We start from the raw sequence: 25,205 nt of genomic DNA on the forward strand, positions 1-25,205 counted from the left end.
GAGTACGGTGGTCGTGAGACGCTGTTGGGCGACTGATAATTTCCTATTAAGCTATCTTTCACGCCCGAACGATATTCAAATTTGATTGACTTCTAGTATTAATGGGCATATATTGCAACCGACTACGTTTTATTGTACGATTACGGACCAAGGACCAATCGAGCATGAACGGCGACAAACCCTACGAAGACCCGATTGCTGCGGCTATCCTCGGCGACTCTCCCTACGAACGCCTCCGCGTCGGGCGGTATGCGCTCTTCAAACAGCCCCTCTCACGAAAACTCGTCTGGCAGAGCATGATCTTCTCCACGTTGGCGCTCGTCGTGCCGCTGACGATGACGTTGCCGACATCGACCCAGCAACTCTTTTCGAGCGACGACCTCCTCCTGGCGACGCCGAAGATTCTCCTGCTCGGTGCGTTCGGCGTCGGCGTCGTCTCCGTGTCCGCGCTCGCACTGACGTACGTGGGCTATCGCCGCGTCACGGCACCCGACGGCTTGACCGAACGCGAGGCCTGCAAACTGCTCGATATCGAAGACGCCGCCTCGGTCGTCAGCCTCGTCACGGGCGCGCTCGCCGTCGGTATCGTCGTCGGTATCTTCCTCCTCGGACTCGGCGGTGACGCAGCGATGTCGATGTTCCTCTCGCTGGGCGGCGAGAACCCGTTCGCGCCGACGGCGATGCCGGTGTCCGTCCTCGGTGTCGGTCTCGCCACGAGCACGTTGGCGGTCGTCTTCTACGCCCTGAGTCGGTTGTTCGACCGGCGTCTCTCGGCCTGAGACAGCTTTCGACGCCGTTTCGCTCTCGGGTTCGACAGCGTGGGTGGCAACCGAACGGTATCAGCGTCATCTACCCCCCGTTCGCTCTCCGGCTTCATCGTTCTCGTCAGCGGTCTCGTGGACGCCGCCAGAGAGAATACACGAATACGGCGCGAGGTGTCTATCTATTGTCCATACGTTCCGAACTAATTGGCGAAATACCTAACACATCCTGCGTTGACCACACTGCTATCGACATATGACTCGTCACCGGGACGGTTGCTGAGGCTGTGCCAGTGTCGATGTCCGACCAACGATGACGTGTTCATCCCCTCGGAGAATGCCTGAATACCACGAAATATTCGAAAAAATCCCAGACGGCGTCGTCATCCACGAGCCGACGACTGGGGCAATCGTCGATACGAACGAGCAGTTCTGTCAGATGCTCGGCTACCGCCGCGAAGAGCTTCTCGAACTGAACTTCGCCGAGATACATCCAAAAGACGGGCAGTACACGGCCCAAGAAGCCGAGGACCTGGTCCGAAAGGCGGCGTTGGACGGAACACAGAGCTTCGAGTGGGAGACGATGACGAAGTCGGGCGACGTACTCCCGGTCGAAGTTCACCTCCGCGAGACGACCATCACGGGTGAAAAACGGGTTCTCGCGGTCGTCCGGGACATCACCGAGCGAAAGACACGACAGCAGGAACTCGAACTCCAGAACGAGCGCCTCGAACGGTTCTCCAGCATCGTCTCACACGACCTTCGAAACCCGCTCAACGTCGCCCAAGGACGACTCGAACTGGCGCGAGAGGTGAGCGACAACGACCACCTCGAAATCGTCGCACGAGCACACGAACGGATGGAGACGCTCATCGACGACTTGCTCTTGCTCGCTCGTGAAGGGACGACGGCGATGGAGACCCAAACCGTCGAACTCGCCGACCGCGCGACGACGGCGTGGTCGAACCTCAACTCCGGGGGTGCGACGTTAGACGTCGGCGTAGACAGCGCGATTCACGCAGACCCGAGACGCCTCGACCAACTCTTCGAGAACCTCTTTCGAAACGCGCTGGAACACGGCAGGACGGAGCAAGCGGTCTCGGACGGCGGCAACGGTGACGACAGCGTGACCGTCACCGTCGGCACCACCGACGACGGCTTTTACGTCGGAGACGACGGTCCGGGCGTCCCCTTCGACCAGCGCGAACAGGTGTTCGAACCCGGCCATTCGACGTCGGCCAACGGGACGGGATTCGGTCTGAGCATCGTCTCCGAAATCGTCTCGAATCACGGGTGGGAGATTCACCTCACCGAGAGCGACGGCGGTGGAGCACGCTTCGAGATAACTGGTGTCGAATTCATCGAGTGAGGTTCGCTGGACGACGGCGACGAGACAGGTCCCGTGGTGAGGAGTGACGGAATCAAAAGTACCATGCCACCGCGCGACACAGAACACCGTACGTAGGTGGTTTCTGTGACAAAGAAACGCGAATACAAAGACGACTATCCCCGGAAGAAACTGTATATTCCCGGCCCGACCGAGGTGCGCGACGACGTCATCGAGGAGATGGCCCAACCGATGTTCGGTCACCGCATGGACCGGATGACCGACCTCTATACGACTATCGTCGAGGACACAAAGGAGTTCCTCGGGACCGACCACAAACTGATGGTGCTCACGGCGTCGGGCACGGAGTTCTGGGAAGCCTCCACACTCAACCTCGTAGACGAGAACATCCTCTGTACGACGTGTGGGAGTTTCAGCGAGCGTCACGCCAACGTCGCCGAGCGACTGGGCAAGAACGTCGATAGACTCGAATACGAGTGGGGACAGGCCGTCAAACCCGAAGACGTGCGCGAAGCGCTCGAATCGAGCGACAAACACTACGACGTGGTCTCCTGCGTGATGAACGAGAGTTCGACGGGCGTCCGCAACCCAATCGAGGAGATTGGCGACGTCGTCGCCGAATATCCGGACACGTACTTCGTCGTGGACGCCGTCTCCGCACTGGGCGGCGATTACGTCGATATCGACGAGCACAACATCGACGTCATCTTCGCCTCGACGCAGAAGGCGTTCGCCATGCCACCGGGGCTCGCCGTCTGTGTCGTCAGCGAGGACGCGTACGACCGCGAAGTTTCGAAGGACTCCGCGTCGTGGTACGGCGGGTTCCAGCGCGCGTTCGACTACTACGACCGCAAAGGGCAGACGCACTCCACGCCGGCGATTCCGGTCATGCTGGCCTACCGCAAGCAGATGAAGTACATGCTCGAAGAAGGCCACGAAGGGCGGAGTGACCGCCACGCCGAGATGGCCGAGTACACCCGCGACTGGGCCTCGCAGTACTTCGAGATGTTCCCCGAGGAGGGCTACGAGTCACAGACGGTCGCCTGTATCGAGAACACGCAAGGCATCGACGTCGCCGGAACCATCAAGCAGGTCAACGAGGAGTACGACATGGCCTTCTCCAACGGCTATGGCTCCGTCCTCGGCGAGAAGACGTTCCGCATCGGCCACATGGGCGAACACGACGTGGACTCAATCAAGGAACTCACCGACGCTATCGAAGACGTGGCTGGATTGTAAGCGCGCCTCGAATTTTTTCTGCTCGGTCACGCTTCGGCCGGCGCGTAGGACCCATCGGGAAGTTCGAGCGGGAAGCCGTACTCCGGATTCGACAGGATTTCGAAGACAGCGGTGTCCTGCGTTTCGACGGCTTCGCTCGTCGCCAGTCGCCACTCGTGGTCAATCTCGGCGGGGCGACTTCCGACTGCTTGTGCGCCCATCGCCGACGTGCCCGCCCAGTAGGTGTACTCCGTGATCTGACAGCCGTAGTCGCAGGTGTCGTCGTCGTAGGTGTACCACGCCTCGTCGGGATAGCTGTTCGGTACGTCTTCGAAGTGACCACCACGAGCAATGTCCATCGCGTCGGCGATTTCGGACCCCGACTGCTCGCCGAACACGTCGGGATAGACTGACGAAAAGCCGACGTGGGTGACGAGGTGCAGCACCTCTTCGAGCGTCGCATCGAATCGGTCGCCCGAGGTAGAGTGGGGGAGTCCTTCCGGGTGGATTTCGACGGCGTGGAGGTCCTGGACCGACTCCGCGCGGGACGGCGGCAGTCGCGTCGAGAGGAAGTCGAACGCCTCCTCTAACTCCCGCTCGTCGTAGGGGACGATGAGCGTCGCCTCCTGAGCGACGAGTTCGTCCACGACGGCGGGGTTGTCGGGAACGCCGTCCTCGTCGTTGTCGAGATATTCTGCCATGACCGCGCCAGCGTGACGGAGTTTTGCTTCCGAGACTCGTTCGGTGCCGACGAGACGAACGCCGAAGACGACCATCGACTTGTCGAACATCGGTTGGAAGTCCTCGGGCGGTTCGACGAGTTCGAGTGTCGGCACGTCGTACGCCGGGTCCTCGGGCGTCGGTTCCGGGGTATCCGTCTCGGTCGTCGTCGGCTCTGCGGTCGGTTCGGGGGTCACTGTGGTCGTCGATTCCGCCGTCGGCGGCGTCTCTGTCGTCGCTCGCGTGGTCGATGCGGGAGTGGACTCGGAACTCTGGCCCGAACATCCGGCGAGCACGCCCGTTCCGACGACCGACAGGAGGGACCGCCGCGTCCACGAAATCTCCTTTTCTGACATTGACCGGTAAATGAATGTCCCGCAATTATAGCTATCTGCGAAAGAATCTAATTTGAAAATTAGCCTCGACCAGCGAGACTACTGAATAATACAACTGGCTCATAACACTTTTCGACCCGACGCCCGTCTCACCAGTATGGCATTCACAGACGACGTTCGAGCGGACGCGGAGGACATCTGGGAGGCGATTCTCGACCACCCGATGGTCCGCGAACTCGGGGAAGGGACACTCGACGAAGCGCCGTTTCGCTACTGGGTTCGACAGGACTACGTCTACCTCGTCGAGTACAGTCGCGTCTTCGCGCTCGGTGCCGCGAAGGCACCCTCGCTCGGCGAGATGGGGACGTTCGCCGAACTGCTCGATTCGACGGTCAACGTCGAGATGGACCTCCATCGCTCCTACGCCGACGAGTTCGGAATCACGCCCGCCGAACTGGAAGCGACTCGGCCGTCGCCGACGACGCGCGCGTACACGGACTTCCTCCTTCGCACCGCGACACTCGGGAGCTTCGGCGACATCGTCGCCGTGCTGTTACCCTGTATGTGGGGATTCAACGAGACGGGACTGCGACTCGCCGAGCGGGGGATGCCCGAAGACGACCGGTACGCCCAGTGGATCGAGATGTACGCCGGTGACGAGTTCAGCGAACTCACCGACTGGTGTAAGACGCTCATGAACGAGGTCGCCGCGGACTCGACCGACACCGAGCGCGAGCGCTACCGAGACCTGTTCGAAACGTCGGCGCGCTACGAGTACCGGTTCTGGGACGCCGCGTGGCGACAGGAGGGGTGGAACGTATGACCGCCGAGACGTTCGACGAGTACGCCGCAGAGCACTCGGACGCGCGGTTCACCGACTGGCTTCGGGAGCGAGCACGACCCGACTGGACGGCGGCCACCGAACATCGGTTCGTGCGTGAACTGACCGGCGGCACGCTCAGCGACCCGGCGTTTCGGCGCTATCTCGTACAGGACTACGCCTTCGTCGAGACCCTCACGAGCGCGTTCGGCTACGCCGTCGGGCAGGCACCGACGATGCAGGCGAAAAGAACGCTGACCGACTTCCTCGGGACGTTGACCGACGAGGAGAACGACTACTTCGAACGGTCGTTCGACGCGCTCGGCGTTCCCGCCTCGGACCGGACTGACCCGGTGAAGACAGCCGTAACCGAGACGTTCGAGGACCTCCTCCTCCGGGCCGCCTTCGAAGGCGAGTACGAAGAGACGCTCGCCGTCCTGTTGCCGGCCGAGTGGGTCTATCTGACCTGGGCGACGGAGCCGACGGGGATGCCGGACGAACCCCGCTACCGCGAGTGGGTCGAACTGCACGACAACCCGGCGTTCGAAGATTTCGTCTCGTTCCTTCGGGACGAACTCGACACGTACGGGCCGTCGGTGAGCGAACGCCGACAGCGGCGTATCGACCGCCTCTTTACCCGAACTGTCGCGCTCGAAGTCGCGTTCTTCGATTCCGTCTACGAGTGACGCTGCCGCCAATGTGGCGTGAAACCCCGACTCGCCGCCGGTAGCACCCCCCAACGAGCATTATTCATCAGTGGTATCACCAAGTGTTAGATTTATACCGTGGGGTGAGAAAGGGCACGTATGGGACAACGCGAAACGAGACACGGTGTTTCGGCCGTAACGGATGGGAGTTGGCGGGGCTATCTCTCGGAGATGGGACCGTCGTGGGTCGCCGGCGCGATAGCCGTCGGCCCGGCGACGATGGCGAGCGTCATCACCGCGGGTGCGACGTTCGGCTACACGTTGCTCTGGGTCGTCCTGCTCTCGGCCGTTCTCGGGGCGGCCGCGCAGTACCTCTCGATGCGCCTCGGGCTCTTGACCGAGGAAGGTATCGTCACCGTCGTCGAGCGCCACCTCGGCGAGTCGTGGGCCTGGATACTCGTCGTCGATGCGGTCTTGGCGGCGGGGCTGGCACAGTTGGTGATTATGAAAGGTCTCGCGGACGTTAGCGCGACGGTCACGAACGTCGATGCTCGCGTGTGGGGAGTCGTCTGGGCCGTCGTCCTCGCAGTCGGCCTCGCGGGCCGTGGCTATCGATTCCTCGAACTCCTGGCGAAGGTTCTCGTCACGGGCGTCGTCGTCGCGTTCGTCGCCTCGCTGACGCTCGTTCCGATTGCGCCCGTAGAGGCCGCCGCCGGACTCGTCCCGCAGATTCCCGCGGGCGTCGATGGCGCGCTCGTCGCCGCGGGCATCCTCGGCGGTGCCGTCCACATCACGCTGATTACGATGCACTCCTACACGATGGGAGCCAGAGAGTGGACCTCGCGCGAGTACGGACTGGCGACGTTCGACGTGGGCACGTCGATGCTCGTCGCGTTCGGCGTCTACAGCCTCGCTATCTTCCTCGTCGCGGCCAGCGTCCTCCACTCGCCGGACGTTGCCGCGGGCGAACTCACCGCCGTCGCGGCCGCGCAGGCACTCGGTCCCCTCGTCGGGTCGAACGCGCAGTGGCTCTTCCTCCTCGGCCTGTGGGGCGCGGCCGTCTCGACGCTCGGCGGCAACACCATCGTTCCGCCGTACCTTCTGGCCGACAAACTCGGCTGGGGGACGGACGTTTCCGATACCCGGTACCGCGCCCTCTTGGCCGCCTTCGCGTTGCTCTCCGGCTTGGGCGCCTTCGTCGGCGGCGCGTTCTTCCCGCTGCTCGTGTTGGTGCTCGCGTTCGGTCTGGTCGGCACGCCCTTCGCCATCGCCGTCGTCCTCTACCTCCTCAACAGCGACGCCGTGAGCGAGTCGAACTCGACGCTCGCCAACCTCGGTGGCATCGTCTTGCTCGCCATCACGACGATTCTCGGGGCGAATTTCGTCCGGACCAACGCGCTCGCCGACTTCGGAAATCCACTGTCGATATTCGTCGTGGTCTTCGCGGTCGGACTCGGCGCGGCGACGCTCGCACTGCTCGGGAAGTTCGCTCGGGAGACCGTCGGGACGGCTTCGACGGCGTAGCCCGAAAAGTCAGAGACGGGACTGCCGAAATCGACTTCCGGCTTACAGTTCGGGCACGTCCGACGGTATGTCGAAGTCGTGGTAGTACTCGCCTTTCTCCTTCGAGAGGATGTCGAGGACGGCCGCCGCACCGTCGCCGGCGGCGATGACTGCCTGCCACTTCTCGGCGCGACCCATCGCACCCGTCGCGTAGACGTTCTCGACAGAGGTCTCCATATCGACGGTCACGTCCACGACGTCCTCGTCGGTGAACGCACAGCCGAGGTCTTCGGCGAGGTCGCGGTTGCCGCCCGTGGCGAGGACGACGTAGTCCGCGTCGTACTCCTCGCCGTCCGCGGTGACGACGAAGCCGTCGTCCGACTGCTCGACCGACGTGACTGCTTCATCGACGAGTTCGGCACCGCGGTCACGACTCTGGCCGCGTGCAATCTGCAGGAACTCGTCGCCGCTGATGCTTCGGACGGCCGGATAGTTGAACAGGTGGGCCTTGTGCATCCACGACTCGTCGGTGTCGAAGACGACGGTTTCGAGGTCGTTCTTCGCGGCGTACATCGCTGCGCTCAGTCCGGCGGGGCCGCCGCCGACAACTGCTACGTCTACCATATTCGGGTATACGAGACTCTGTGAAGTAAGGGGTTTACCAAGCGGTAAAACCGTGGGGAGAACTGTACGTTCGTTATGAAAATGAGGGAGAATGTGGGACCAGATGGAATCGTGTCCTGCCGGCGTGTCAGATTGATTCAATTTTGTTCGAACACACATTCTGTATCGAGTACATATATTAGTACTTTGACATCGAATGGACGAATGTAGGTCGAGCGACTCGACTCGCCCCTCCCCCTACGTATTCGATCATGATTCCTATCGTCGATATCACGGTCCGCGCTGACGACTTCGAACTCGGCCGCTTACTCGAAGAACTCCCACAGATTCACGTCGAACTGGAGCGCATCGTCCCACTGCAAGATTCGATCATTCCGCTGTTTTGGACTTCCAACGGAAAGAGAAACGAAGTCATTTCGATTCTCGAACAGTCTCCCCTCACCGAGGAGGTTCGATACTTGACCGAGGACGGAAAACGTCAACTGTTCGAGGTGCGCTGGAGTGCAGACGTGAACGGACTCATCCAGAGTATGGTAGAGACGAACGCCCGGCTCCTCGAAGGCGAGAGCATCGGTGAGGGCTGGGACTTTCGCCTTCAGTTCCCGAGTCACGACGAGTTGAAGCGATTTCGGGACTCGTGTACCGAAAAGGAGATTCCGATTATTCTGCGGCGAATCTACAACCCCCACTTTCCGACCGAAGGAAACGCGATGACCGCTGAGCAACACGAGGCAATCCTCACGGCGTACGAACGAGGGTACTTCGACGTTCCGCGTGGTACGTCGTTGTCCGAACTCGCAGGTGTGTACGGGATAAGTGATAGTGCGTACTCTCAGCGACTCCGACGAGGTATCTCGTCGCTCATCTACTCGACGATGGTCAAGAGATGACGTTCTGGTAAAAATTCGGAGGCGGTGAATCACGAGATGAGTATATATACACCTTTAGTACCGAAGGAAGCACTCATGCCCGAATCCCGTCTATTCTTGAACGGGTGAAGGAAGTCCAAGCCGCCGTTGGCACCGACTACCGACCTGATTACGGTCGAACACGGTACTCGTCTCGTTGGCCGACGAATGCGGACGACGATTGCTCGCGGCACCCGAATAAAACACCCATCAACGACGGTTACAGCACGCAGATGCAAGTCGGGGCAACTATCGAACGTGAAGCGTTCGAATCAGCAAGGGTCGCCGACTGGGGATAGAGCGGACTCGAACGCTTCGACGGACGAACGCACGAACAGTTCGTCGAGCCTTCGAGTAGAGGCACGAACGACGTGAACTATCCAACGCGCTACGCGCGGCGGTTCTCTCGGGAAGACCCGCCGAAAACCGGTCTGTCAACGCGGTCGAAACGCCGTGTTGTCGAACCACCAAGGAACCAAGGATAAGCGATGACTCGGAAACTAAACTCGTATGCAATCTTAACCGAACGCCGCCCCGCCCACGACGACGAAGAGACGTTACTCGAACAGATACTTCGCTGTGTCGCGGTGGCGAAAAACACCCCTCCGACAGAACTGCCACCGATGTACGACGTCATCGACCCCGACGCGCTGGATTCTCTCGATTCGGCGTGTCAAAATGGTCTGTGCAGTCTCACGATTCACTACGCAGGGTTCGACGTTCACGTGCGGAGCGGTGGGCGTATCTGGCTTATCCCTCGTTCTCATGGTGAATAACTCTCCCAGAGATTCGCCGCAGAGCGGACGAACTGTCGCTTAGAACGCGAGCGCCCGACAGACTTGTTTCGACTTCTCTCCGACGTCGGCGAACTGCCGGCTGACGACCGCGGCCACCGACGAGGAGAATCAAGCGACTTATCTTCGATGCAACCAACCCGGAAAGACGCGACAGTGGCCACTGAGACATCCGACGACGAAATCCCCGAAGACGAACGCGAGGCACTGCTGACGATTGGACACGGTGCGGTCGTCACCTCCGGTGGCCAGTCCCTCCAACAAGCGCTGACGACGGCGACCGAGTACGCACTCGCGCAGGGACTCGGACCGGTCGTCTACGGCGTCTACGCGTTCGCGTGGCGAATCACCCAACTGTTGTTCCGACTCGTGAACGTCGGGTCGATTGCGACGCTCCAGCGCTATCTCTCCGCGTACAGTGACGACCCGGACAGACAGGGCCGAGTCGTGGGGTTGGCGTACCTGACGACGCTCGTCGTCGGCATCGGACTCGGTGGCGGAGTGATTCTCGCCAGTGGCTGGCTCAACGATGCGACGGTCTCTCATCCCGATTTCCCGCCGACGATTCAGTTATTTGCGGCCCTCATCGTCCTCGTCGGGATTGTCAATATCCACGCAGGCGTCTTCAGAGCGGTTCAGTCGGCCCGCGGCGAGGTCCTGTTCAATCGCGTCCTCCGTCCGGCCGTCAAGCTGGCAGGCGCGGTCGGCGCGATAGCGCTCGGCTACTCGGCGGTCGGCGTCGCCGGCGCGTTCGTCCTTGGGATGGCCGTGCTCGTCGTCGTGGGGTTCCCGATGGTCGTCTCGGCGAGTGGTATCCGGCCCGTCTTCCGCGGCGTCCGCTCGGAGGCTCGACGGTTCTACAACCACTCGGGACCCATCGCCCTGAGCAGCCTCGGCAAAGTGTTCCAGAACCGCGTGGACGTGATGCTCGTCGGTTTCTTGCTGACCGCGAGTGCGGCCGGCGTCTACAACGTCGTGCTCGTCCTCGTGACGCTGGCGTGGATTCCCCTGCTCTCGTTCAATATGCTCCTCCCACCGGTCGCATCGGGGTTGTACGCCGACGGCGAGATGACGACGCTCAACGCGGTGTACACGGCGGTGACTCGTCTCATCGTCACGTGCGTCGTTCCGATTCTCGCCGTGCTGGTCGTCTACGGACGGGAGGTTCTGTCCGTCTTCGGCCCCAACTTCACGGCCGGCTACGTTCCGCTCGTGATATATCTCGGCGGTGTGCTGGTCGGGAGCGCCGTCGGTGCGACCGGCTGGTTACTCATGATGACCGACCACCAGTACGCCCGAATGGGTCTGGACTGGTTGCTGGCCGTCCTGAACACGGTGCTCACGTTCGCGTTCGTCGAAGCGTTCGGCCTGCCCGGTGCGGCACTCGGCACGGCCATCGCCATCGCCGTCCAAAACACCATCCAGGTCTTTCTCCTGCGTCACTTCGAGGGACTGTGGCCCTTCGACGCGACGTTTCTCAAACCGCTCGGGGCCGGCACCGCGACGGTCGTCGTCATGCTCTTCGCCCGCGAGGTGCTGGCGGGGGTCGGGGGAGTCCTTTTTGGACTCGTTGTGGGCGCTGTCACTTACGTCGGGACCCTCGTCGTCCTCGGCGTCAACGACCGCGACCGACTCGTGGTGACGGCGCTCGCCGCCCGGTACCGTCGAACGGTATCAGCGGCCATCGACGAGCGGCGCTCCAATCGGTCGCAGGACGGGTAGGAACTGTTGCTTGCCTCCGGTTATCGGGGCACATCCGACGGGGAGACATCGAACCGTTTGAGGAACTTCTGTACCGCCTCGTCACCCCCGACGATGGTTATCCGTTCGTCTCCGGAGAATCGCCACTGCGGGTCTATCGAAACCGTTTGCCCGTCTCCGTTCTCGATGGCGATGACGCGACAGCCGGTTTGTTCGTAGATGCGGGAGTTTTCGAGCTTCACCCCCGAAAACGGCGTGGCCGGAACGCGAACGAGGCGAATCTGACTCGCCGGCGCGAGCACGTCCTCGCCTCGAAGTTCTTTTGCGACCATCCTCGCGCTCACCCGCGGGACCGACAGGACGTAGTCGGCCCCGGCGGTGAACGCTTTCTGAGTGGCCTCTGCGTCTCCGACGCGGACGAGGACCTCTATGTCGGGATTGAGTGATTGTGCCAGCACGGTCGTCAAGAGCGCAACCGAGTCGTCCGGGACACCGATGATGATGGCACCAGCGCTCTCTACTCCTGCGGCGAGCAAAACCTCCCGGGACCCCCCGTCACCGACGATATCGACGCCTTGTCGGTCTTCGGTGTCGATGGCGACGACTTCACCACCCGACTCTTCGATGACCTCCTTGGCGGCTTGCCCCACTTCTCCCACCCCGACGAGGACGAAGCGCTCGTGTTCGGTGAACGACCGGGGTGGCCGCGTGAACTCGCTCAGTTGCTTGAGTGCGGCCTCTTCACCCGACACTAACAGGACGGTGTTCGGGCGGATGACCGCGTCCGGACTGGGGGGCAGTTGCAACTCGCCATCGAGCCACGCACCGACGATGTTGGCTCCGGTTCGCTCTCTGACCTTGGTCTCTCGGATGCTGCGCCCGACGAGTTTGCTCGAGTTGGAGACGGGGAGTTCCATCAGTTTCGTGTCACCGCCGAGTTCGATGGTGTCTCGCAACTCGGAACTGAACGAGGCGATGGCTTTCTCTGCGAGGCGGTGTCCCAAGACGCCGTGCGGTGACAACACGGTATTCGCGCCGACGGTGCGCAGTATCCCCTCCATCTCGCTGTCGTCGGTCAGCGCGATGACGTCGATATCCGGCCGCACCCCTCGCACGGTGAGTATCGTGTTCACGTTCGCGTCGCCGGCGTCCGTGATGACCGCCCGCGCAGTGTCGATGCTGGCTCGCTCGAAGGTCGATGCCGCCTGCGGAGAGCCGTGGATAGCGGCGTAGCCGCGGTTCGAGAGCGACTCGGCGTCCTCCCGTGAAGAGGAGATAAGCACGTATTCGATGCCGAGTTCGCGGAGTTCGTCGAGGAGAATCGCAGAGTCCCGGCGGTATTCGCAGATGACGACGTGGTCGGATTTCGGACTGAGCCGGTCGTCGAGGTTGACCTCAGCACCGGTAAAGAGCGGGATGATGATGAGACGGAGCGTGAAAAAGCCGATTGCGATGCCGGAGATCTGAATCAAGGCGACGAACAGAAACATCAGCGGATGGCTCCAGATGTCCGAATCTTGACCGTACCCCGTGGTGGTCATCGTCTGGATGACGAACTCGAACGAGGCGAAAATCGACTGTTCGACGCCTTCGAGTCGTGCCAGCGTGTAGTTGTACGCGAGCGTGTACAGGAGTACGAGCAACACGAGTCCGGTGAGGTAGTAGATGACGTGTCTGATTCGACGGCTTGGTTCGAACCGGCGAACCGACTCGGGGAGAGAGAACATGTTCGAATACGATAGTAGTACGGAGACCGAGAAAACAGTACGTGCCCATCGGGGGCACCGAGAAAGGTTCGAGCGTGGTCGTAGAACCGAGTGTTATCCGAACGCAACGAATTGGTCACGGCTTTGGATTCGCACTGCGCGGGCGCGAACGCTTTTGCTTCGACGGGGAGAAACTTGTGTGATGCATCACCCGAGGTCTGACAGGCCCGTCCTTGTCGGAATCGAGAGCTTGGATGACGTCCAGCAGTTGGTGCGCACCGCTGGCGACCTCGCCGACCTCGGGGCGGGCACCGTGCGGCTCGTGACCGTCGCAGTAAAGCGGTCAGACTCCCCGTTTAGTGTGTTCACCGACGAGACTATCGTCCGGGAGTTCGCCGACAACAGCCACGAACTGCTCGACCGGGCGACCACACCAACGGGTGTCACCATCGAACGCGACGTACTCGTCGCGCGGTCGGCCGCGAGGGGATTGCTCGCGGCGGTCGAGGAGACCGACCCAACCGCGCTCGTCGTCGGCTGGCGCGCGCAGAAACGACGAACCGACGCCGTCTTCGGGACGACCATCGACGCGCTCGTCGAGCGTGCACCCTGCGACTTGTACGTCGAGCGGGTCGGCCACGAAGCGAACGGCGTCGATTCCGTCCTCCTCCCGGTGGCGGGTGGCCCGCACGTCGAGACCGCCGCTCGGGCGGCGATCGCTATCGCAGCCCGGAACGACGCCCGCGTGGTCGTGTTTTCGGTCGAGACATCCGGCGACGCCGCGGCATTCGTCGCCGAGGGGCGCGAGGCGCTGGCCGACGTGGACGTCCCCGACGTCCCGGTCGAGACGACGGTTCGGGAGAGCGACGACGTGACCGACGCCATCGTCGATGAGGCGGCCGCCCACGACGTGGTCGTGATGGGAGCAACCCGGCGGGGTCACCTCCGGCGGAAACTCGTCGGGTCGGTCCCTCGACGGGTCGTCAATCGAACTGACCGGACGGTAATCCTCGCTCGAAACGGCGACGTAGTCGGTGGCCCGCTTCACAGCCTCGGTCGATTGCTCCGACGATGACGGTGGCCGTGTTCTGGGTACTCGTCGGGCTCGCAACCGTCACCAGCTTCGCCACGGCGTGGACGCTCGGTGCGAACAGTAACTCGCCGCCGTTCGCCCCTGCAATCGGCGCGAACGCCGTCTCGACGATGCGTGCGGCCTTCCTCATCGGCATCCTCGCCGCACTTGGCGCACTCACGCAGGGAGGCAGTATCTCCGAGACCGTCGGGTCGGGACTCATCGATGGTGTCGCGTTCACCTCGTTGGCGGCCATCACCGGACTCCTGACCGCCACCGCCTTCATGGGGTTCGGTATCTACACCGGGTACCCGGTTCCGGCCGCATTTGCGACCACGGGTGCGATGATCGGCGTCGGGCTGTCGCTCGGTGGCGACCCGGCGTTCGATACGTATCGGCGCATCGTGACGTTCTGGGCACTCGTACCGCCCGTATCCGGCGGGCTGGCGTATCTCACCGCCAAGCTGTTGCGGCGTGACGACATTCCGGAGACGGTGGCGATTCCCCTGTTGGCGAGTATCGTCGGTGGCATCGTCGCAAACATCCAGTTGGGTATCATCCCCTCCCCGACCGGCGCAGCACAGGAGTCGGTAGCCGGGTTCGTCTCGGGAACCCTCCCGGCCCTGACCGTCGCAGGCATCGACATCGCCACCGTCGTCGTGACGCTGCTCTTCGCCGCCGTGAGCTTTCGGCTCATCCGACGGCGAACCCAAGCGTCCATCGACAAGGGGGTCAAGACGTTCCTCATCGTGCTCGGAAGCGTCGTCGCGTTCTCGAGCGGCGGAAGTCAGGTGGGACTGGCGACCGGGCCGCTGGAGAACATCTACCGGGCCGAACTGGGCCTGCCGGCGATTGCGCTACTGGCACTCGGGGCGGCTGGCATCCTCAGCGGAGCGTGGATGGGTGCACCGCGTCTGCTCCAAGCGACGTCCCGCGAGTACGCACAGCTCGGCATTCGACGCTCTATCGCCGCGTTAGTGCCCGGGTTCATCATCGCACAACTCGCCATCACCCTCGGCATCCCGATATCGTTCAACAACATCATCATCTCCGGCGTAATCGGTGGCGGGCTCGCTGGTGGCTCCGCGGGCGTCTCACGTCGAAAAATCGGCTTCACGCTGGGCTTTTGGGTCCTCACTCTGGGTATGTCGATACTGATTGGATTCGAACTCTACCGGCTCTTCGCCGCGGTTCTCGGGGCGTGATCACTTGATGACCGTCACCGGCACGGAGGACTTCCCAACGACGGTCGAAGCGACAGTCCCGAGGAGCCGACGGCTGAGCGCGTTCCGGTCTCCTTCGTGTCCACCCATGACGATGTGGTCAATCTCGTGCGCATCGACGTACGCGAGGATAGTCTCCGCTGGGTCGCCCGCTTCGACCGTGGTATCGACGCTGTGGCCCGTCTCCGCTACCCGTCGTTTCGCGTCTGCGACGAGGGTTTCGGCCCGTTCGTGAGCGGCTGCCTCCCGTGAGTCGCCGACGCCGAGTATCCCCCCTTCACTCATCGTGCCATCGAGGGGCGTCACCACGTTCAACACCGTTACCGGACAGTCGAACGTGGCGAGTGCGTGTGCTAACGCGTCGTCTGCGAGCGGCGACCCGTCCAGTGGGACGAGGACGTGAGATGGATCCATACGCACTCTCGGCGGCCGAAACACAAGTATACCGACGGTGCTCGCGGTGCGCGACGATACTGCTTCGGGGTCTGCACAATCTCGGAATAGTCTAAGAGCGTCTCTGAAATGTCGCCCAGGACACTACCGGGCGAGAATCTACTAATGGAAAACGACGCTGGTGCGTCAATCAGCTAATTCAAGAACCAGACACTGGAATTATTCCGGGTGTGTGGATGCTCTGAGTACGTTCGATTCGAACTGGGCGACCATTTCCAAGCACGTCTCTCGTGCCGTCTCGATATCGAGTGAGAGGTCCTGGGTGCGCGCACCTTCGATAGCACCGAGGAGGAACACGGCAGCGTCTGTTGGGTCGAACTGCCGATACGTGCCATCATCGATGCCTTCTTCCAAAATTCCAGCAGTCAACGCGACCAGATATTCGCGGTTTCGAGTGAATCGCGCTCGAAGGTCGGAGTCGTGGACCGCCAGTGCTTGAAGTTGGTTGATTGCGATGTAGTAATGGCGACCGTTTTCATCTACTCCACCGGGGCCGTACGCGTGGAATTCCAGTACTGACCAGAGTTTGTCGCTCGGTTCGTCTTCGTCGTCAATTTCCAGCAGGCGTTTCGTCCCGTCGAAAATGTGATCCAAGAGTGACCGGAGGAGGTCTTTCTTGGAATCGAAGTAGTAGTGGACGAGCCCCCGGTTCTTGCCAGCCCGTTCGGCTACTTTTCTGAGCGTGAGTCCATCATACCCATCCTCTGCGAGTACCCACACTGTCGCTTCCATAATCATCTCGTGGGTTTCGAACTGTTCCCAAAACTCATCGCCCGGTTCCGGCATAGGAGGCGATACTCGCCATAGACAATTCAATCTGCATATTTGTGGGACGTGGACCACCGGAAGGCTTATGAAACGAAAGCCGAATTCTGATTTAGCCGCTTGGCTAAAAGCGGTCATGGAGAAAGAAGATGTTTCAAAAACTATCGATGGTGACGCGAATCGTAACGGACCAAGAAGAAGCACTGGCGTTCTATAGAGATAAACTTGGATTCGAAATCACCAGAGATTTCGATGGTCCACACGGCCGGTTTCTGTCTGTCGCTCCGGCGGGTGGCGAAAGTGCCGACCTCGTACTGATGACTCCGGATGCGTTCAGCGAAAAAAGCGAAGAGTTAGCCACCGTAATCGGGAACGATATCGGTCTCATCTACGAGGTGGATGACTGCCGGGAGACCTACGAAAACCTGACCGAGAAGGGAGTAACGTTCCAAGGGGAACCAGAGCAGATGCCGTGGGGGATTCAGGCAGTCGCGTTCGATCAGGACGGAAACGACATAGTCATTCAAGAGTCGGTTGCGCCGAATTCGGCCTGACTTCGAAGCGATAGCTACTCTATTTCTGGATTTGGAAATGTCGCCCAGGACACTAACGGCCGGTCTCATCCCTTGGCGGCGTGCCGCGTCAACCGGGAAACCCTCGTGCCAGGCGGTCCGTCTTTCGGGCGCGGACGTTCCGAAGTACACCGGTGTTCACCGGCCAGTAGATATCGCACACCCGGGTTCTCCGTGCTGTCATCGCTCCCGAAGTGGGAGTACTCGGACGGGGATTTGAGGTGCGCACCGACTCTAGTGCGTGGAGGATAAAACGAGTTCCGACCGAGTCGCGTGGGAAAATCCGTCGTGCCGGTTACAACTCGTACTCGTCTTCGGTCAGTTGGACGTACTTCCCGTTACGGTACTTGAGTTTCGTCTTCTGGTACTGCGTGGCGAGTTTCGCCGCGCTGAATCCGGCGGTGAACTTGCTCGCGGTGAACGCCTTGTAGCCCTCGTCGTCGGCCAGCAGTTTGCGGGCCGCTTTGAACGTCTTGTCCCACTGCTTGGGCGTGTAGTCGTGGACGATTTCGGCCATCGCCACGTTGCGGAGAATCTCGTCGCCGATGGCGTCTTTCCAGCGTTCGTTGTACTCGGAGAGGTCGCCGGCGGCGGCGAGTTCGCCCGCGATTGCGCCGGTTCGGACGGCGACGTGGTCGCCGCCTTCGTGGAATGCGGAGGTCGAACCCATCGCACCGCCGGTGACGGCGATGCCGGCCTGCACGGGAGAGTCGATCGGGCGCGTCGAAGAGATAGAGTAGGTTTCGGTGCCCTTGGTCTTCCCGCGGTCCTCGACGAGCGGGAAGTCTTCGTCGATGTCGTACTCGTCGCCGTACTCCTGTTCGAGCAAGCGGCGGATGTACTCACGACCCTGCGGGATGCGCTCGTCCTCGGGACGGAGGAGTTTGTAGTCGTCGCGGTCTTCGACCTCGTCGATGTCCATCCCGATGGGCATCGTCAGGCCGACGCGGCAGACGTTGTTGTCGTTCGGGAAAATCCACGGGTAGGCCGTGTGGCCGGGCATGTAGCCCCACCAGAACTTGATTGCACCGTCCACTTCGTCGAACAGTTCGGGCGGGAACTCGCGGTGTTCCTGATAGGCGATGTGGTTGACCTTGGGCGCAGCGAGGCGGTCGGTAATCGGGAAGGGGAGGTACTCGTCGAGGACCTTGTTCGTCACCGTGCGCTGGGGACCGTCTGCGAGGACGAGGAAGTCCGCGCCGATGTTGTCGCCCCGTGCGAGGCTGACGACGTGTCGGGGGTCACTCCCTGCGGCGTCGAGGTCCGTCTCCACGTCGCGGACGGAGGCTTTGAGGCGGTACTCGGCACCCGCCTCCTCGGCGCGACTCCGCATCCAGTCGTCGAACTTCGCACGGTGGAAAGTGTACCCGAATTCGTCGTACGACGAGTCGATGCCCGTACTGCGGAGGGTGACAGATTCGGTCGGGCCGATGAACTCGGCGCGGTCGAGGTGGTCGAGGAGGACGCCATCCGGGAACTCGTCCGGGTGGATGCCCATGATATCGACCCAGTAGTCGAGGATGCCAGCGGCGTCCGTCGAATCCGGACCGAGACCCTGTCGGTCCGCACGAGGGACGCCCTTTTCGAGGACGACGACGGAGGCACCGGCCGATGCAGCGGCGTGTGCCGCCGACGTGCCCGCCGGGCCACCGCCCACGATGGCGACGTCTACGCGTTCCATACCGGTACAGGTCTCTGGGCGTCTATTAAACCCCCTGAACCGTTTCGGGAGGTCTGTGTGGTGCGTTATACGACACATGTAGCCCCGATACCGTTGTTGATAACCGGGGGCGGAGGTTTATCAAACATCTCGCCAGATTTCAGAGGAAATGAGCATCGACGACTCCGAGCGAAATCGAGAGCCGGTCGTCTTTCGGGACGAGACTGGCGATTTCGTCTTCGTCGAGAGCGGTGCCGCCCCGCAGGGGTATGCCCCCGTCGCGTGGAAACTCGGCGACGACGGTTCCCGATTCGTCGTCGATGCGTCGGTCGATGCGGTCGAAGTGACACGGCTCATCTCACGGGGCCGAACCGCTCTTCGAAGAGACACGTCCCACGAACCCTCCTCGTCACCCGCACTCTCACAGTCGAACGAAATCGAACAGATTCATCACGCAATTAGCGAACAATCGAGTATGAGCGAGCCAGACATCGTCGTCCTGCGACAGAAGATACACGGCCTTTCAGCAGAAGCGTACGCCGAAGAACTCCGCAAGCGCCTCCCAGAACGCACGGTGGCACTCGCTCGGACGCCCGAAGAAGAACGCGAGTTGCTGGCGAGCGCACAGGTCGCAACCGGTTTCACGATTCCCGAAGACGTCATCGAAACCGCGGCGGACCTCGACCTCTTCGCCTGCGTCTTCGCCGGCACCGGACACCTCCCCATCGAAGCGTTCGAGTCGAAGGAAATCGCCGTCACGAACGCCTCCGGCGTCCACGGGCCGAACATCGCCGAACAGGTCGTCGGGAGCATCCTCTACTTCACGCGACGATTCCACGTCGCCGAGCGCCAGCAGCGCGAGAGCCACTGGCAATCCTATCAGACGTTCGAACTCGAAGGCTCCACCGTCTCCATCATCGGACTCGGCGCGATTGGTCGCGCCATCGCCGAGCGCCTCGAACCCTTCGGTGTCGAAACCATCGGCGTTCGCTACACGCCCGAGAAGGGCGGCCCGACGGACGAAGTCGTCGGCTTCGACGACGAACAGGGCGTCCACGACGCGTTCGCCCGCTCCGACTACATCGTCGTCGCCTGCCCGCTGACCGACACCACTCGGAATTTCATCGACGCGAACGCGTTCAAGTCGATGGAACCCGATACCGTCCTCATCAACATCGGTCGCGGGCCGGTCGTCGATACCGACGCCCTCCTTGCGACCCTCCGAAACAACGGCATCCGCGGGGCCGCACTCGACGTGACCGACCCCGAACCGCTCCCGTCGGACCACGACCTCTGGAACTTCGAGAACGTGCTCATCACGCCCCACAACTCGGGCCACACGCCGAAGTACTGGGAACGCATGGCCGACATCATCGCCGAAAACGTCCACAAACTCGACGAGGGCGAGGAAGACTTCCGAAACCGAGTGGCGTAAGCGCCGGCAGCGACGAAGGTCTCTCAGATTTCACCCTCGCTTTTCTCCCTCGGTAGTTTCAATTAGTTGACTCTCCTCGGTGAGTCAATGGACTTCTCCGAGTGGCAGTGGAGCCGCATTTTTGCGTTCGTCGCGGGGTTCGGAGTGCTTGCTCTGCTCTCGTTGGGAGAACTATCTCAAACGCTCTCCGACCCGGTACAAACAGTGCTACTTGCGAGTGCGGCGGGGTTGGTATTCAACGGATTTCCCGCGATACCGTGGCGACGTGCCGCGGCCTTCGTGAACCGCTCTGAGAGCGAACGAAACCGCCGCGATTAGTCCCGCTTCACGGCCGGATTCGTCACCGCGCCGTTCGCGGCCGACCCGAAGTCGCGGGCGTACTTCGCCAGCACACCGGACGTGTAGGCCGGCGGTGCAGGTTCCCACTCGTCTTTTCGCTCGGCGAGTTCGTCGTCCGAGAGGTCCACCGAGAGTTCGCGGTTCGGAATGTCCACGGTAATCTCGTCGCCGTCCTCGACGAGGGCGATTGGGCCGCCTTCGACCGCTTCGGGCGCGACGTGGCCGACCATCGGCCCGCGGGTCGCACCGGAGAACCGACCGTCGGTGAGGAGCGCAACGTCGTCTTCGTGGCCTTGGCCCACAACTGCGGCCGTCACGCCGAGCATCTCGCGCATCCCGGGACCGCCACGTGGTCCCTCGTTGCGGATGACGATGACGTCCCCCGATTCGATGTGGCCTTCCTGCACGTAGCGCATCGCCTCCTCTTCGCTCTCGAAGACGCGTGCCGGGCCGGAGTGATGGAACGCGTCGTCGCCGGTGACCTTGAGGACCGACCCGTCGGGCGCGAGGTTGCCGGTGAGAATCTTGATTGCGCCCTCGGCCTGATACGGTTCCTCGACGGTGTAGAGGAAGTCCGCCTCGATTTCGTCGTCGTCCGGCAGGTCCAGTTGGGCGAGTTCCTCTTCGATGGTGCGGCCGGTGACGGTCATGGCGTCGCCGTGGAACAGACCGGCGTCGAGCAGGCGACGGATGACGACCGGCACGCCGCCGACTTCGTGGAGGTCGTTCATGACGCGCGTGCCGCCGGGTTGGAGGTTGGCGATTTTGGGCGTCCGACGCGAGATTTCGTCGAACTCCTCGATGTCGAGGTCCACGCCCGCCTCGGCGGCGAGCGCGAGCAGGTGGAGCACGGCGTTCGTCGAACCGCCGATAGCGACTTGGAGCGCGATGGCGTTCTCGAACGATTTCTTCGAGAGCACGTCGGAGGGACGCAGGTCGTTTTCGACGCACTGGAGGACGGCCTCGCCGGCGCGGCGGGCGACGTCGTAGCGAGCGTCGGACTCGGCCGGAGCCGAACACGACCCGAGCGGTGCCATGCCGAGTGCTTCCGAAATCGACGCCATCGTGTTGGCGGTGAACATCCCGCCGCAGGACCCTGCACCGGGGCAGGCGTGGCGTTCGAGGGAGTCGAGTTCGTCGGCGGTCATGTCGCCCTCGGCGTAGGTACCGACGCCCTCGAAGACGTTCTGGACCGTGACTTCGCGGCCTTCGTGCTGGCCGGGCATGATTGACCCACCGTAGAGGAAGACGGAGGGCAGGTCCGTGCGGATGGAGGCCATCATCATGCCGGGGAGGTTCTTGTCGCACCCGGCGACGGTCACCAGTGCGTCCATTCGCTCGCCGAAGGAGACGAGTTCGACGGAGTCGGCGATGACTTCGCGCGAGATGAGCGAGGCCTTCATGCCCTCTGTACCCATCGAAATCGCATCGGAGATGGTGATGGTGCCGAACTCGATCGGCATGCCGCCGGCGTCTTCGACGCCCTCGATGGCGGCCTGCGCAACGTCGTCGAGGTGGACGTTACACGGCGTGATGTCCGCGGCGGGGTTCGCCACGCCGACCATCGGCGACGAGAAGTCTGTGTCGTCGAAGCCCATCGCGCGGAACATCGCGCGGTGTGGCGCTCGGTCCGGTCCTTCTGTGACCTCCGAACTGCGGAGGTTCGGGTCCTTCCCGCTGGAGAACACGTCGTCGTCCTCTTCGCGTGGGGACTGCTGGCTCATACCTCTCTCGAACGTGTGCGCGTACTTAAATGACCGCGACTGGGCAGACGTTGCAGTTCGGTTGGGTTGGAACGGTTATAGTCCGAATCGACCGGGAAAAGAGTGAAGCCCGCGCTGTGAGGGCGTTCAGTATGGAATCGTTGGACCTCGAATCCCTCTTCGACCTCCGTACGCCCCGCTCCGTCGCGCTCTCGCCGGACGGGTCTCGCGCCGCGTTCGTCGTCTCCGAATTCGACACGGGTGCGGACGAACGCCGGAACTCGCTGTTCGTCGTCCCCACCGACGGCTCGCGCGACCCGCACCGCCTCTCCCGCGTTTCGAGCGCCGGAAACCCAGCGTGGAGTCCCGGTGGCAACCGTCTGGCCTTCATCGCTACCCGCGAGGAAGATATCGAACTCGCCGTTCAGTCGAGCGGCGACGAGACCGACGACGACGCGGACGGTAACGACGACGGAGAGGGCGAAGACGACGAGACCGACTCAAACTCGGACGACGAACCGAAGCCACAGGTCTGGCTGTTCGACCTCGCACTCGGCGGGGACGCCCGCCAGGTCACCGAGTTCGACGAAGGCGTCTCCGACTTCGATTGGGGACCGCGAGGCGAGCGACTCGTCGTCGCCGCGCGCGACCCGACCGACGAGCAACGAGAGTATCTCGACGCCCGCAGAGACGACGGCCCGATAGAGCTGACTCGCATCCAGCACAAGGTGAACGGGCAAGGATGGCAAGACGACGTGCGAACCTACCTGTTCGTCGTCGATGTCGAGACGAGAGAAGCAACGCGATTGGACGACGCGTACGCTCGTGGTGCGCGGGCGGCACAGTTCGGGCCACAACCCGCGTGGGGGCCAAGCGACCGAATCGCGTTCGTCTCCTACTTCGGCGACGACCCCGACGAGACGTACGTTCAAGACCTCTACACCATCGCTCCGGATGGCTCCGAGCGTGAGCGGCTGACCGACGGCACGCTTGCGGCCGGGGGACCACGGTGGAGTCCCACGGGTGACAGAGTCGCGTTCACGGCGGGCGATGCGACGAACGCCTGCGCACCGACCGAGGTGTACGTCGCAGCGGGCGCAGGCGACACGGACGAGAACACCGAGGTTCGCTCTGTCTCGCACTCGCTCGACCGGACGACGCTCTGGCCGCCCGTCTGGACCGACGAGGACACGCTGTTCGCACAGGTCACCGACGGCGGCCAAGCGCGTCTCGTCGCCCTCGACGCCGGGGCAGACGACCCCGTTCGAGTGTTCGAGGCGCAGACCGACGGCCGCGACCTGCTCGATTTCGATGCGATGGGGAAAACGACAGTCGCCCTCCTGAGTCATCCGAGCGAAGGGATGGACCTGTTCGCCGCCGAGACGGCCAAACTCCGTGACGACACGTCCGAGAACGACACCGACTGCGACCCGACCCGCCTCACCGAGTTGAACGAGGCGCTCCTCTCCGATGCGGCGCTCCCATCGTGCGAGCGCGTCACCTTCGAGAACTCCGACGGCGACGAGATAGAGGCAATCGTCCACCTACCGGCGGACTTCGACTCCGCCGACCCCGAACCACGGCCGACCATCGTCCACATCCACGGCGGGCCGATGTGGTACGACGCGCCGAAGTTCAGTTTCGACTACGCCTACTGGACCGGGAAGGGCTACGTCGTCTGCAACGTCAACTACCGCGGGAGCATCTCCTACGGGCAGGCGTTCACCGAGACCATCCGCGGGCAGTGGGGTCCGCGCGAAGCAGACGACATCATCTCGGGGGTCGAAGCGCTCGTCTCGCGTGGGTGGGCCGACCCAGACCGACTGTTCGTCAGCGGATTCTCGCAGGGGGGTATCAACACCCTCCACGTCGTGACGCGAACCGATATGTTCGCCGCGGCCGCGCCAGAACACGGCATCTACGACTTCTATTCGAACTTCGGGACCGCCGATATGCACCAGTGGTACGTGAACGACTTCGGCTACCCGTGGGAGAACCCAGACGGCTACCGCGCCATCTCCACGATTCAGGACGTAGACGAGATTTCGACGCCGCTGCTCATCACCGCCGGTGGCGAGGACTGGCGCTGCCCGCCATCACAGGCCGAGCAGTTGTACGTCAGCGCCTCGCGTGCGGGCGTCGAGTCGAAACTCGTCGTCTATCCGAACGAGCACCACGACATCGGCGCGCCCGAGCGAGCGAAACACCGCTTGGCGGCGCTCACCGAGTGGTTCGAGTCACACGATTCAGTAGAGGAGTAACCGAACGCGGTTCAATCGAGGCGTAGTCGAGTCTCTCACTCGTCGCGTCGAGCGAGTCCCGCGAGATGCGGTGCCTCGGGGACGATTATCGACTCGGCACCCAACCGGGCGGCGTTCTCGCTTCCGGGGAGACAGAACGTGGGCGTCTCGTCTACGATGCCGGCAGTGGCGCGGGTGCCGACGACGCGCGTGCCGATTTCGTCGAACGACAGTCGTCGAAAGAGTTCGCCGAACCCGGGAAGCGTCTTGTCGAACAGGCGTTCGACTGCCTCGACGGTCACGTCGTCGGGGGTGACGCCGGTTCCACCGGTCGTGACCGTGATGTCGATATCGCCGCGTTCGCCCATGCGGGAGACGACCGACTGTATCTCGTCGTAGTCGTCGCCGACGACGCGCCGGACGCCGACCGAGTGACCCTCGTCGTGGAGAGCGGCGACGATGGCGTCGCCCGCCGGGTCGTGGTCGGTCGTTCGCGTCGAAGAGATGGTCAGCACTGCCGCAGAGAGGTCTTCGAAGTCGTGATGGTGGTGTTCGTGATGGTTCGAATGGTCGTGGTCGTGGTCGTGATGACCGTCACCTTCCTCGGAGTGGACGCCGTGGTCGTGGCCCTCGTGGCCCTCGTGGTCGCTCATTACCG

22 protein-coding genes are annotated in these 25,205 nt (G+C 62.4%); 14 read left to right on the forward strand and 8 right to left on the reverse strand.

What is annotated here, in order from left to right; all coding sequences use genetic code 11:
• Positions 1-164: 164 nt before the first annotated feature.
• The 3 genes from ACFQJC_RS01365 to ACFQJC_RS01375 all read left to right on the forward strand — a co-directional run bounded on the left by ACFQJC_RS01365 (position 165) and on the right by ACFQJC_RS01375 (position 3,348).
• The gene (locus ACFQJC_RS01365; RefSeq protein WP_390221453.1) at positions 165-779 is read left to right on the forward strand and encodes a hypothetical protein; all 615 of its coding nucleotides are present in this window, start codon (positions 165-167) and stop codon (positions 777-779) included.
• A gap of 319 nt (positions 780-1,098) precedes the next feature.
• On the forward strand, positions 1,099-2,130 hold the full coding sequence (locus tag ACFQJC_RS01370; RefSeq protein WP_390221454.1) for a two-component system sensor histidine kinase NtrB: 1,032 nt from the start codon (positions 1,099-1,101) through the stop codon (positions 2,128-2,130).
• A gap of 105 nt (positions 2,131-2,235) precedes the next feature.
• A complete protein-coding gene (locus ACFQJC_RS01375) occupies positions 2,236-3,348 on the forward strand; it encodes a pyridoxal-phosphate-dependent aminotransferase family protein (RefSeq protein WP_390221455.1) in 1,113 nt (370 codons plus the stop codon).
• A gap of 26 nt (positions 3,349-3,374) precedes the next feature.
• On the opposite strand, the gene ACFQJC_RS01380 is transcribed toward ACFQJC_RS01375, so the two are convergent.
• Complete coding sequence (locus ACFQJC_RS01380; protein WP_390221456.1) at positions 3,375-4,403, reverse strand: hypothetical protein; 1,029 nt, start codon at positions 4,401-4,403, stop codon at positions 3,375-3,377.
• Between the two features lie 136 nt (positions 4,404-4,539).
• On the opposite strand from ACFQJC_RS01380, the gene tenA reads away from it, so the two are divergent.
• The 3 genes from tenA (at position 4,540) to ACFQJC_RS01395 (ending at position 7,373) form a co-directional block, all read left to right on the forward strand.
• Positions 4,540-5,205, forward strand: a complete 666-nt coding sequence (gene tenA / locus ACFQJC_RS01385) for a thiaminase II (protein ID WP_390221457.1) — start codon at positions 4,540-4,542, stop codon at positions 5,203-5,205.
• Positions 5,202-5,888 carry a TenA family protein gene (locus ACFQJC_RS01390; protein ID WP_390221458.1) on the forward strand — a complete coding sequence of 229 codons (687 nt, stop codon included), beginning with the start codon at positions 5,202-5,204 and terminating at the stop codon, positions 5,886-5,888. The genes tenA and ACFQJC_RS01390 overlap by 4 nt, the downstream gene beginning before the upstream one ends.
• Positions 5,889-6,080: 192 nt before the next feature.
• Entirely contained in the window at positions 6,081-7,373 is a 1,293-nt protein-coding gene (locus ACFQJC_RS01395; protein ID WP_390222319.1) for an NRAMP family divalent metal transporter, read from the forward strand.
• Between the two features lie 42 nt (positions 7,374-7,415).
• Here the strand turns inward: ACFQJC_RS01395 and ACFQJC_RS01400 are convergent, their stop codons facing one another.
• The gene (locus ACFQJC_RS01400) at positions 7,416-7,976 is read right to left on the reverse strand and encodes an NAD(P)/FAD-dependent oxidoreductase (protein ID WP_390221459.1); all 561 of its coding nucleotides are present in this window, start codon (positions 7,974-7,976) and stop codon (positions 7,416-7,418) included.
• A gap of 251 nt (positions 7,977-8,227) precedes the next feature.
• Here ACFQJC_RS01400 and ACFQJC_RS01405 point away from each other — a divergent pair, with 251 nt between their 5' ends.
• The 3 genes from ACFQJC_RS01405 to ACFQJC_RS01415 all read left to right on the forward strand — a co-directional run bounded on the left by ACFQJC_RS01405 (position 8,228) and on the right by ACFQJC_RS01415 (position 11,400).
• Positions 8,228-8,866 carry a helix-turn-helix domain-containing protein gene (locus ACFQJC_RS01405; protein WP_390221460.1) on the forward strand — a complete coding sequence of 213 codons (639 nt, stop codon included), beginning with the start codon at positions 8,228-8,230 and terminating at the stop codon, positions 8,864-8,866.
• A 506-nt stretch (positions 8,867-9,372) separates the two neighbouring features.
• The gene (locus ACFQJC_RS01410) at positions 9,373-9,660 is read left to right on the forward strand and encodes a HalOD1 output domain-containing protein (protein ID WP_390221461.1); all 288 of its coding nucleotides are present in this window, start codon (positions 9,373-9,375) and stop codon (positions 9,658-9,660) included.
• A gap of 147 nt (positions 9,661-9,807) precedes the next feature.
• Entirely contained in the window at positions 9,808-11,400 is a 1,593-nt protein-coding gene (locus ACFQJC_RS01415) for a lipopolysaccharide biosynthesis protein (RefSeq protein WP_390221462.1), read from the forward strand.
• Between the two features lie 20 nt (positions 11,401-11,420).
• On the opposite strand, the gene ACFQJC_RS01420 is transcribed toward ACFQJC_RS01415, so the two are convergent.
• The gene (locus ACFQJC_RS01420; protein WP_390221463.1) at positions 11,421-13,106 is read right to left on the reverse strand and encodes a potassium channel family protein; all 1,686 of its coding nucleotides are present in this window, start codon (positions 13,104-13,106) and stop codon (positions 11,421-11,423) included.
• A gap of 181 nt (positions 13,107-13,287) precedes the next feature.
• On the opposite strand from ACFQJC_RS01420, the gene ACFQJC_RS01425 reads away from it, so the two are divergent.
• Together ACFQJC_RS01425 and ACFQJC_RS01430 are read left to right on the forward strand one after the other, a co-directional pair.
• The gene (locus ACFQJC_RS01425; protein ID WP_390221464.1) at positions 13,288-14,160 is read left to right on the forward strand and encodes a universal stress protein; all 873 of its coding nucleotides are present in this window, start codon (positions 13,288-13,290) and stop codon (positions 14,158-14,160) included.
• Entirely contained in the window at positions 14,157-15,362 is a 1,206-nt protein-coding gene (locus ACFQJC_RS01430; RefSeq protein WP_390221465.1) for an inorganic phosphate transporter, read from the forward strand. Before ACFQJC_RS01425 ends, ACFQJC_RS01430 begins: the two co-directional genes overlap by 4 nt.
• On the opposite strand, the gene ACFQJC_RS01435 is transcribed toward ACFQJC_RS01430, so the two are convergent.
• Both ACFQJC_RS01435 and ACFQJC_RS01440 read right to left on the reverse strand, forming a co-directional pair.
• Complete coding sequence (locus ACFQJC_RS01435) at positions 15,363-15,794, reverse strand: universal stress protein (RefSeq protein WP_390221466.1); 432 nt, start codon at positions 15,792-15,794, stop codon at positions 15,363-15,365. It lies immediately after the preceding gene.
• A gap of 198 nt (positions 15,795-15,992) precedes the next feature.
• Positions 15,993-16,619 carry a TetR/AcrR family transcriptional regulator gene (locus tag ACFQJC_RS01440; RefSeq protein ID WP_390221467.1) on the reverse strand — a complete coding sequence of 209 codons (627 nt, stop codon included), beginning with the start codon at positions 16,617-16,619 and terminating at the stop codon, positions 15,993-15,995.
• Positions 16,620-16,747: 128 nt separating this feature from the next.
• Between ACFQJC_RS01440 and ACFQJC_RS01445 the strand changes: the two genes are divergently transcribed.
• A complete protein-coding gene (locus ACFQJC_RS01445; protein ID WP_390221468.1) occupies positions 16,748-17,152 on the forward strand; it encodes a VOC family protein in 405 nt (134 codons plus the stop codon).
• A 313-nt stretch (positions 17,153-17,465) separates the two neighbouring features.
• Here ACFQJC_RS01445 and ACFQJC_RS01450 read toward each other — a convergent pair whose 3' ends face one another.
• Positions 17,466-18,929 carry an NAD(P)/FAD-dependent oxidoreductase gene (locus tag ACFQJC_RS01450; protein WP_390221469.1) on the reverse strand — a complete coding sequence of 488 codons (1,464 nt, stop codon included), beginning with the start codon at positions 18,927-18,929 and terminating at the stop codon, positions 17,466-17,468.
• A gap of 376 nt (positions 18,930-19,305) precedes the next feature.
• Here ACFQJC_RS01450 and ACFQJC_RS01455 point away from each other — a divergent pair, with 376 nt between their 5' ends.
• Entirely contained in the window at positions 19,306-20,265 is a 960-nt protein-coding gene (locus tag ACFQJC_RS01455) for a D-2-hydroxyacid dehydrogenase (RefSeq protein ID WP_390222320.1), read from the forward strand.
• 314 nt (positions 20,266-20,579) lie between these two features.
• Here ACFQJC_RS01455 and ilvD read toward each other — a convergent pair whose 3' ends face one another.
• The gene (gene ilvD / locus ACFQJC_RS01460; RefSeq protein WP_390221470.1) at positions 20,580-22,328 is read right to left on the reverse strand and encodes a dihydroxy-acid dehydratase; all 1,749 of its coding nucleotides are present in this window, start codon (positions 22,326-22,328) and stop codon (positions 20,580-20,582) included.
• Positions 22,329-22,459: 131 nt separating this feature from the next.
• Between ilvD and ACFQJC_RS01465 the strand changes: the two genes are divergently transcribed.
• Entirely contained in the window at positions 22,460-24,568 is a 2,109-nt protein-coding gene (locus tag ACFQJC_RS01465) for a S9 family peptidase (protein ID WP_390221471.1), read from the forward strand.
• Positions 24,569-24,603: 35 nt separating this feature from the next.
• Here the strand turns inward: ACFQJC_RS01465 and ACFQJC_RS01470 are convergent, their stop codons facing one another.
• Entirely contained in the window at positions 24,604-25,200 is a 597-nt protein-coding gene (locus tag ACFQJC_RS01470) for a MogA/MoaB family molybdenum cofactor biosynthesis protein (protein ID WP_390221472.1), read from the reverse strand.
• Positions 25,201-25,205 lie beyond the last annotated feature (5 nt).

Source organism: Haloferax namakaokahaiae, assembly GCF_042663225.1.
Lineage (GTDB): Archaea > Halobacteriota > Halobacteria > Halobacteriales > Haloferacaceae > Haloferax > Haloferax namakaokahaiae.

What these genes read in the sequence shown, in the direction of transcription:
- ACFQJC_RS01365 (WP_390221453.1), top strand. Translation starts at nt 165, where the DNA reads ATGAACGGCGACAAACCCTACGAAGACCCGATTGCTGCGGCTATCCTC.
- ACFQJC_RS01370 (WP_390221454.1), top strand. Translation starts at nt 1,099, where the DNA reads ATGCCTGAATACCACGAAATATTCGAAAAAATCCCAGACGGCGTCGTC.
- ACFQJC_RS01380 (WP_390221456.1), bottom strand. Translation starts at nt 4,403, where the DNA reads ATGTCAGAAAAGGAGATTTCGTGGACGCGGCGGTCCCTCCTGTCGGTC.
- tenA (WP_390221457.1), top strand. Translation starts at nt 4,540, where the DNA reads ATGGCATTCACAGACGACGTTCGAGCGGACGCGGAGGACATCTGGGAG.
- ACFQJC_RS01390 (WP_390221458.1), top strand. Translation starts at nt 5,202, where the DNA reads ATGACCGCCGAGACGTTCGACGAGTACGCCGCAGAGCACTCGGACGCG.
- ACFQJC_RS01395 (WP_390222319.1), top strand. Translation starts at nt 6,081, where the DNA reads ATGGGACCGTCGTGGGTCGCCGGCGCGATAGCCGTCGGCCCGGCGACG.
- ACFQJC_RS01400 (WP_390221459.1), bottom strand. Translation starts at nt 7,976, where the DNA reads ATGGTAGACGTAGCAGTTGTCGGCGGCGGCCCCGCCGGACTGAGCGCA.
- ACFQJC_RS01405 (WP_390221460.1), top strand. Translation starts at nt 8,228, where the DNA reads ATGATTCCTATCGTCGATATCACGGTCCGCGCTGACGACTTCGAACTC.
- ACFQJC_RS01410 (WP_390221461.1), top strand. Translation starts at nt 9,373, where the DNA reads ATGACTCGGAAACTAAACTCGTATGCAATCTTAACCGAACGCCGCCCC.
- ACFQJC_RS01415 (WP_390221462.1), top strand. Translation starts at nt 9,808, where the DNA reads ATGCAACCAACCCGGAAAGACGCGACAGTGGCCACTGAGACATCCGAC.
- ACFQJC_RS01420 (WP_390221463.1), bottom strand. Translation starts at nt 13,106, where the DNA reads ATGTTCTCTCTCCCCGAGTCGGTTCGCCGGTTCGAACCAAGCCGTCGA.
- ACFQJC_RS01425 (WP_390221464.1), top strand. Translation starts at nt 13,288, where the DNA reads ATGCATCACCCGAGGTCTGACAGGCCCGTCCTTGTCGGAATCGAGAGC.
- ACFQJC_RS01430 (WP_390221465.1), top strand. Translation starts at nt 14,157, where the DNA reads ATGACGGTGGCCGTGTTCTGGGTACTCGTCGGGCTCGCAACCGTCACC.
- ACFQJC_RS01435 (WP_390221466.1), bottom strand. Translation starts at nt 15,794, where the DNA reads ATGGATCCATCTCACGTCCTCGTCCCACTGGACGGGTCGCCGCTCGCA.
- ACFQJC_RS01440 (WP_390221467.1), bottom strand. Translation starts at nt 16,619, where the DNA reads ATGCCGGAACCGGGCGATGAGTTTTGGGAACAGTTCGAAACCCACGAG.
- ACFQJC_RS01445 (WP_390221468.1), top strand. Translation starts at nt 16,748, where the DNA reads ATGTTTCAAAAACTATCGATGGTGACGCGAATCGTAACGGACCAAGAA.
- ACFQJC_RS01450 (WP_390221469.1), bottom strand. Translation starts at nt 18,929, where the DNA reads ATGTGTCGTATAACGCACCACACAGACCTCCCGAAACGGTTCAGGGGG.
- ACFQJC_RS01455 (WP_390222320.1), top strand. Translation starts at nt 19,306, where the DNA reads ATGAGCGAGCCAGACATCGTCGTCCTGCGACAGAAGATACACGGCCTT.
- ilvD (WP_390221470.1), bottom strand. Translation starts at nt 22,328, where the DNA reads ATGAGCCAGCAGTCCCCACGCGAAGAGGACGACGACGTGTTCTCCAGC.
- ACFQJC_RS01465 (WP_390221471.1), top strand. Translation starts at nt 22,460, where the DNA reads ATGGAATCGTTGGACCTCGAATCCCTCTTCGACCTCCGTACGCCCCGC.
- ACFQJC_RS01470 (WP_390221472.1), bottom strand. Translation starts at nt 25,200, where the DNA reads ATGAGCGACCACGAGGGCCACGAGGGCCACGACCACGGCGTCCACTCC.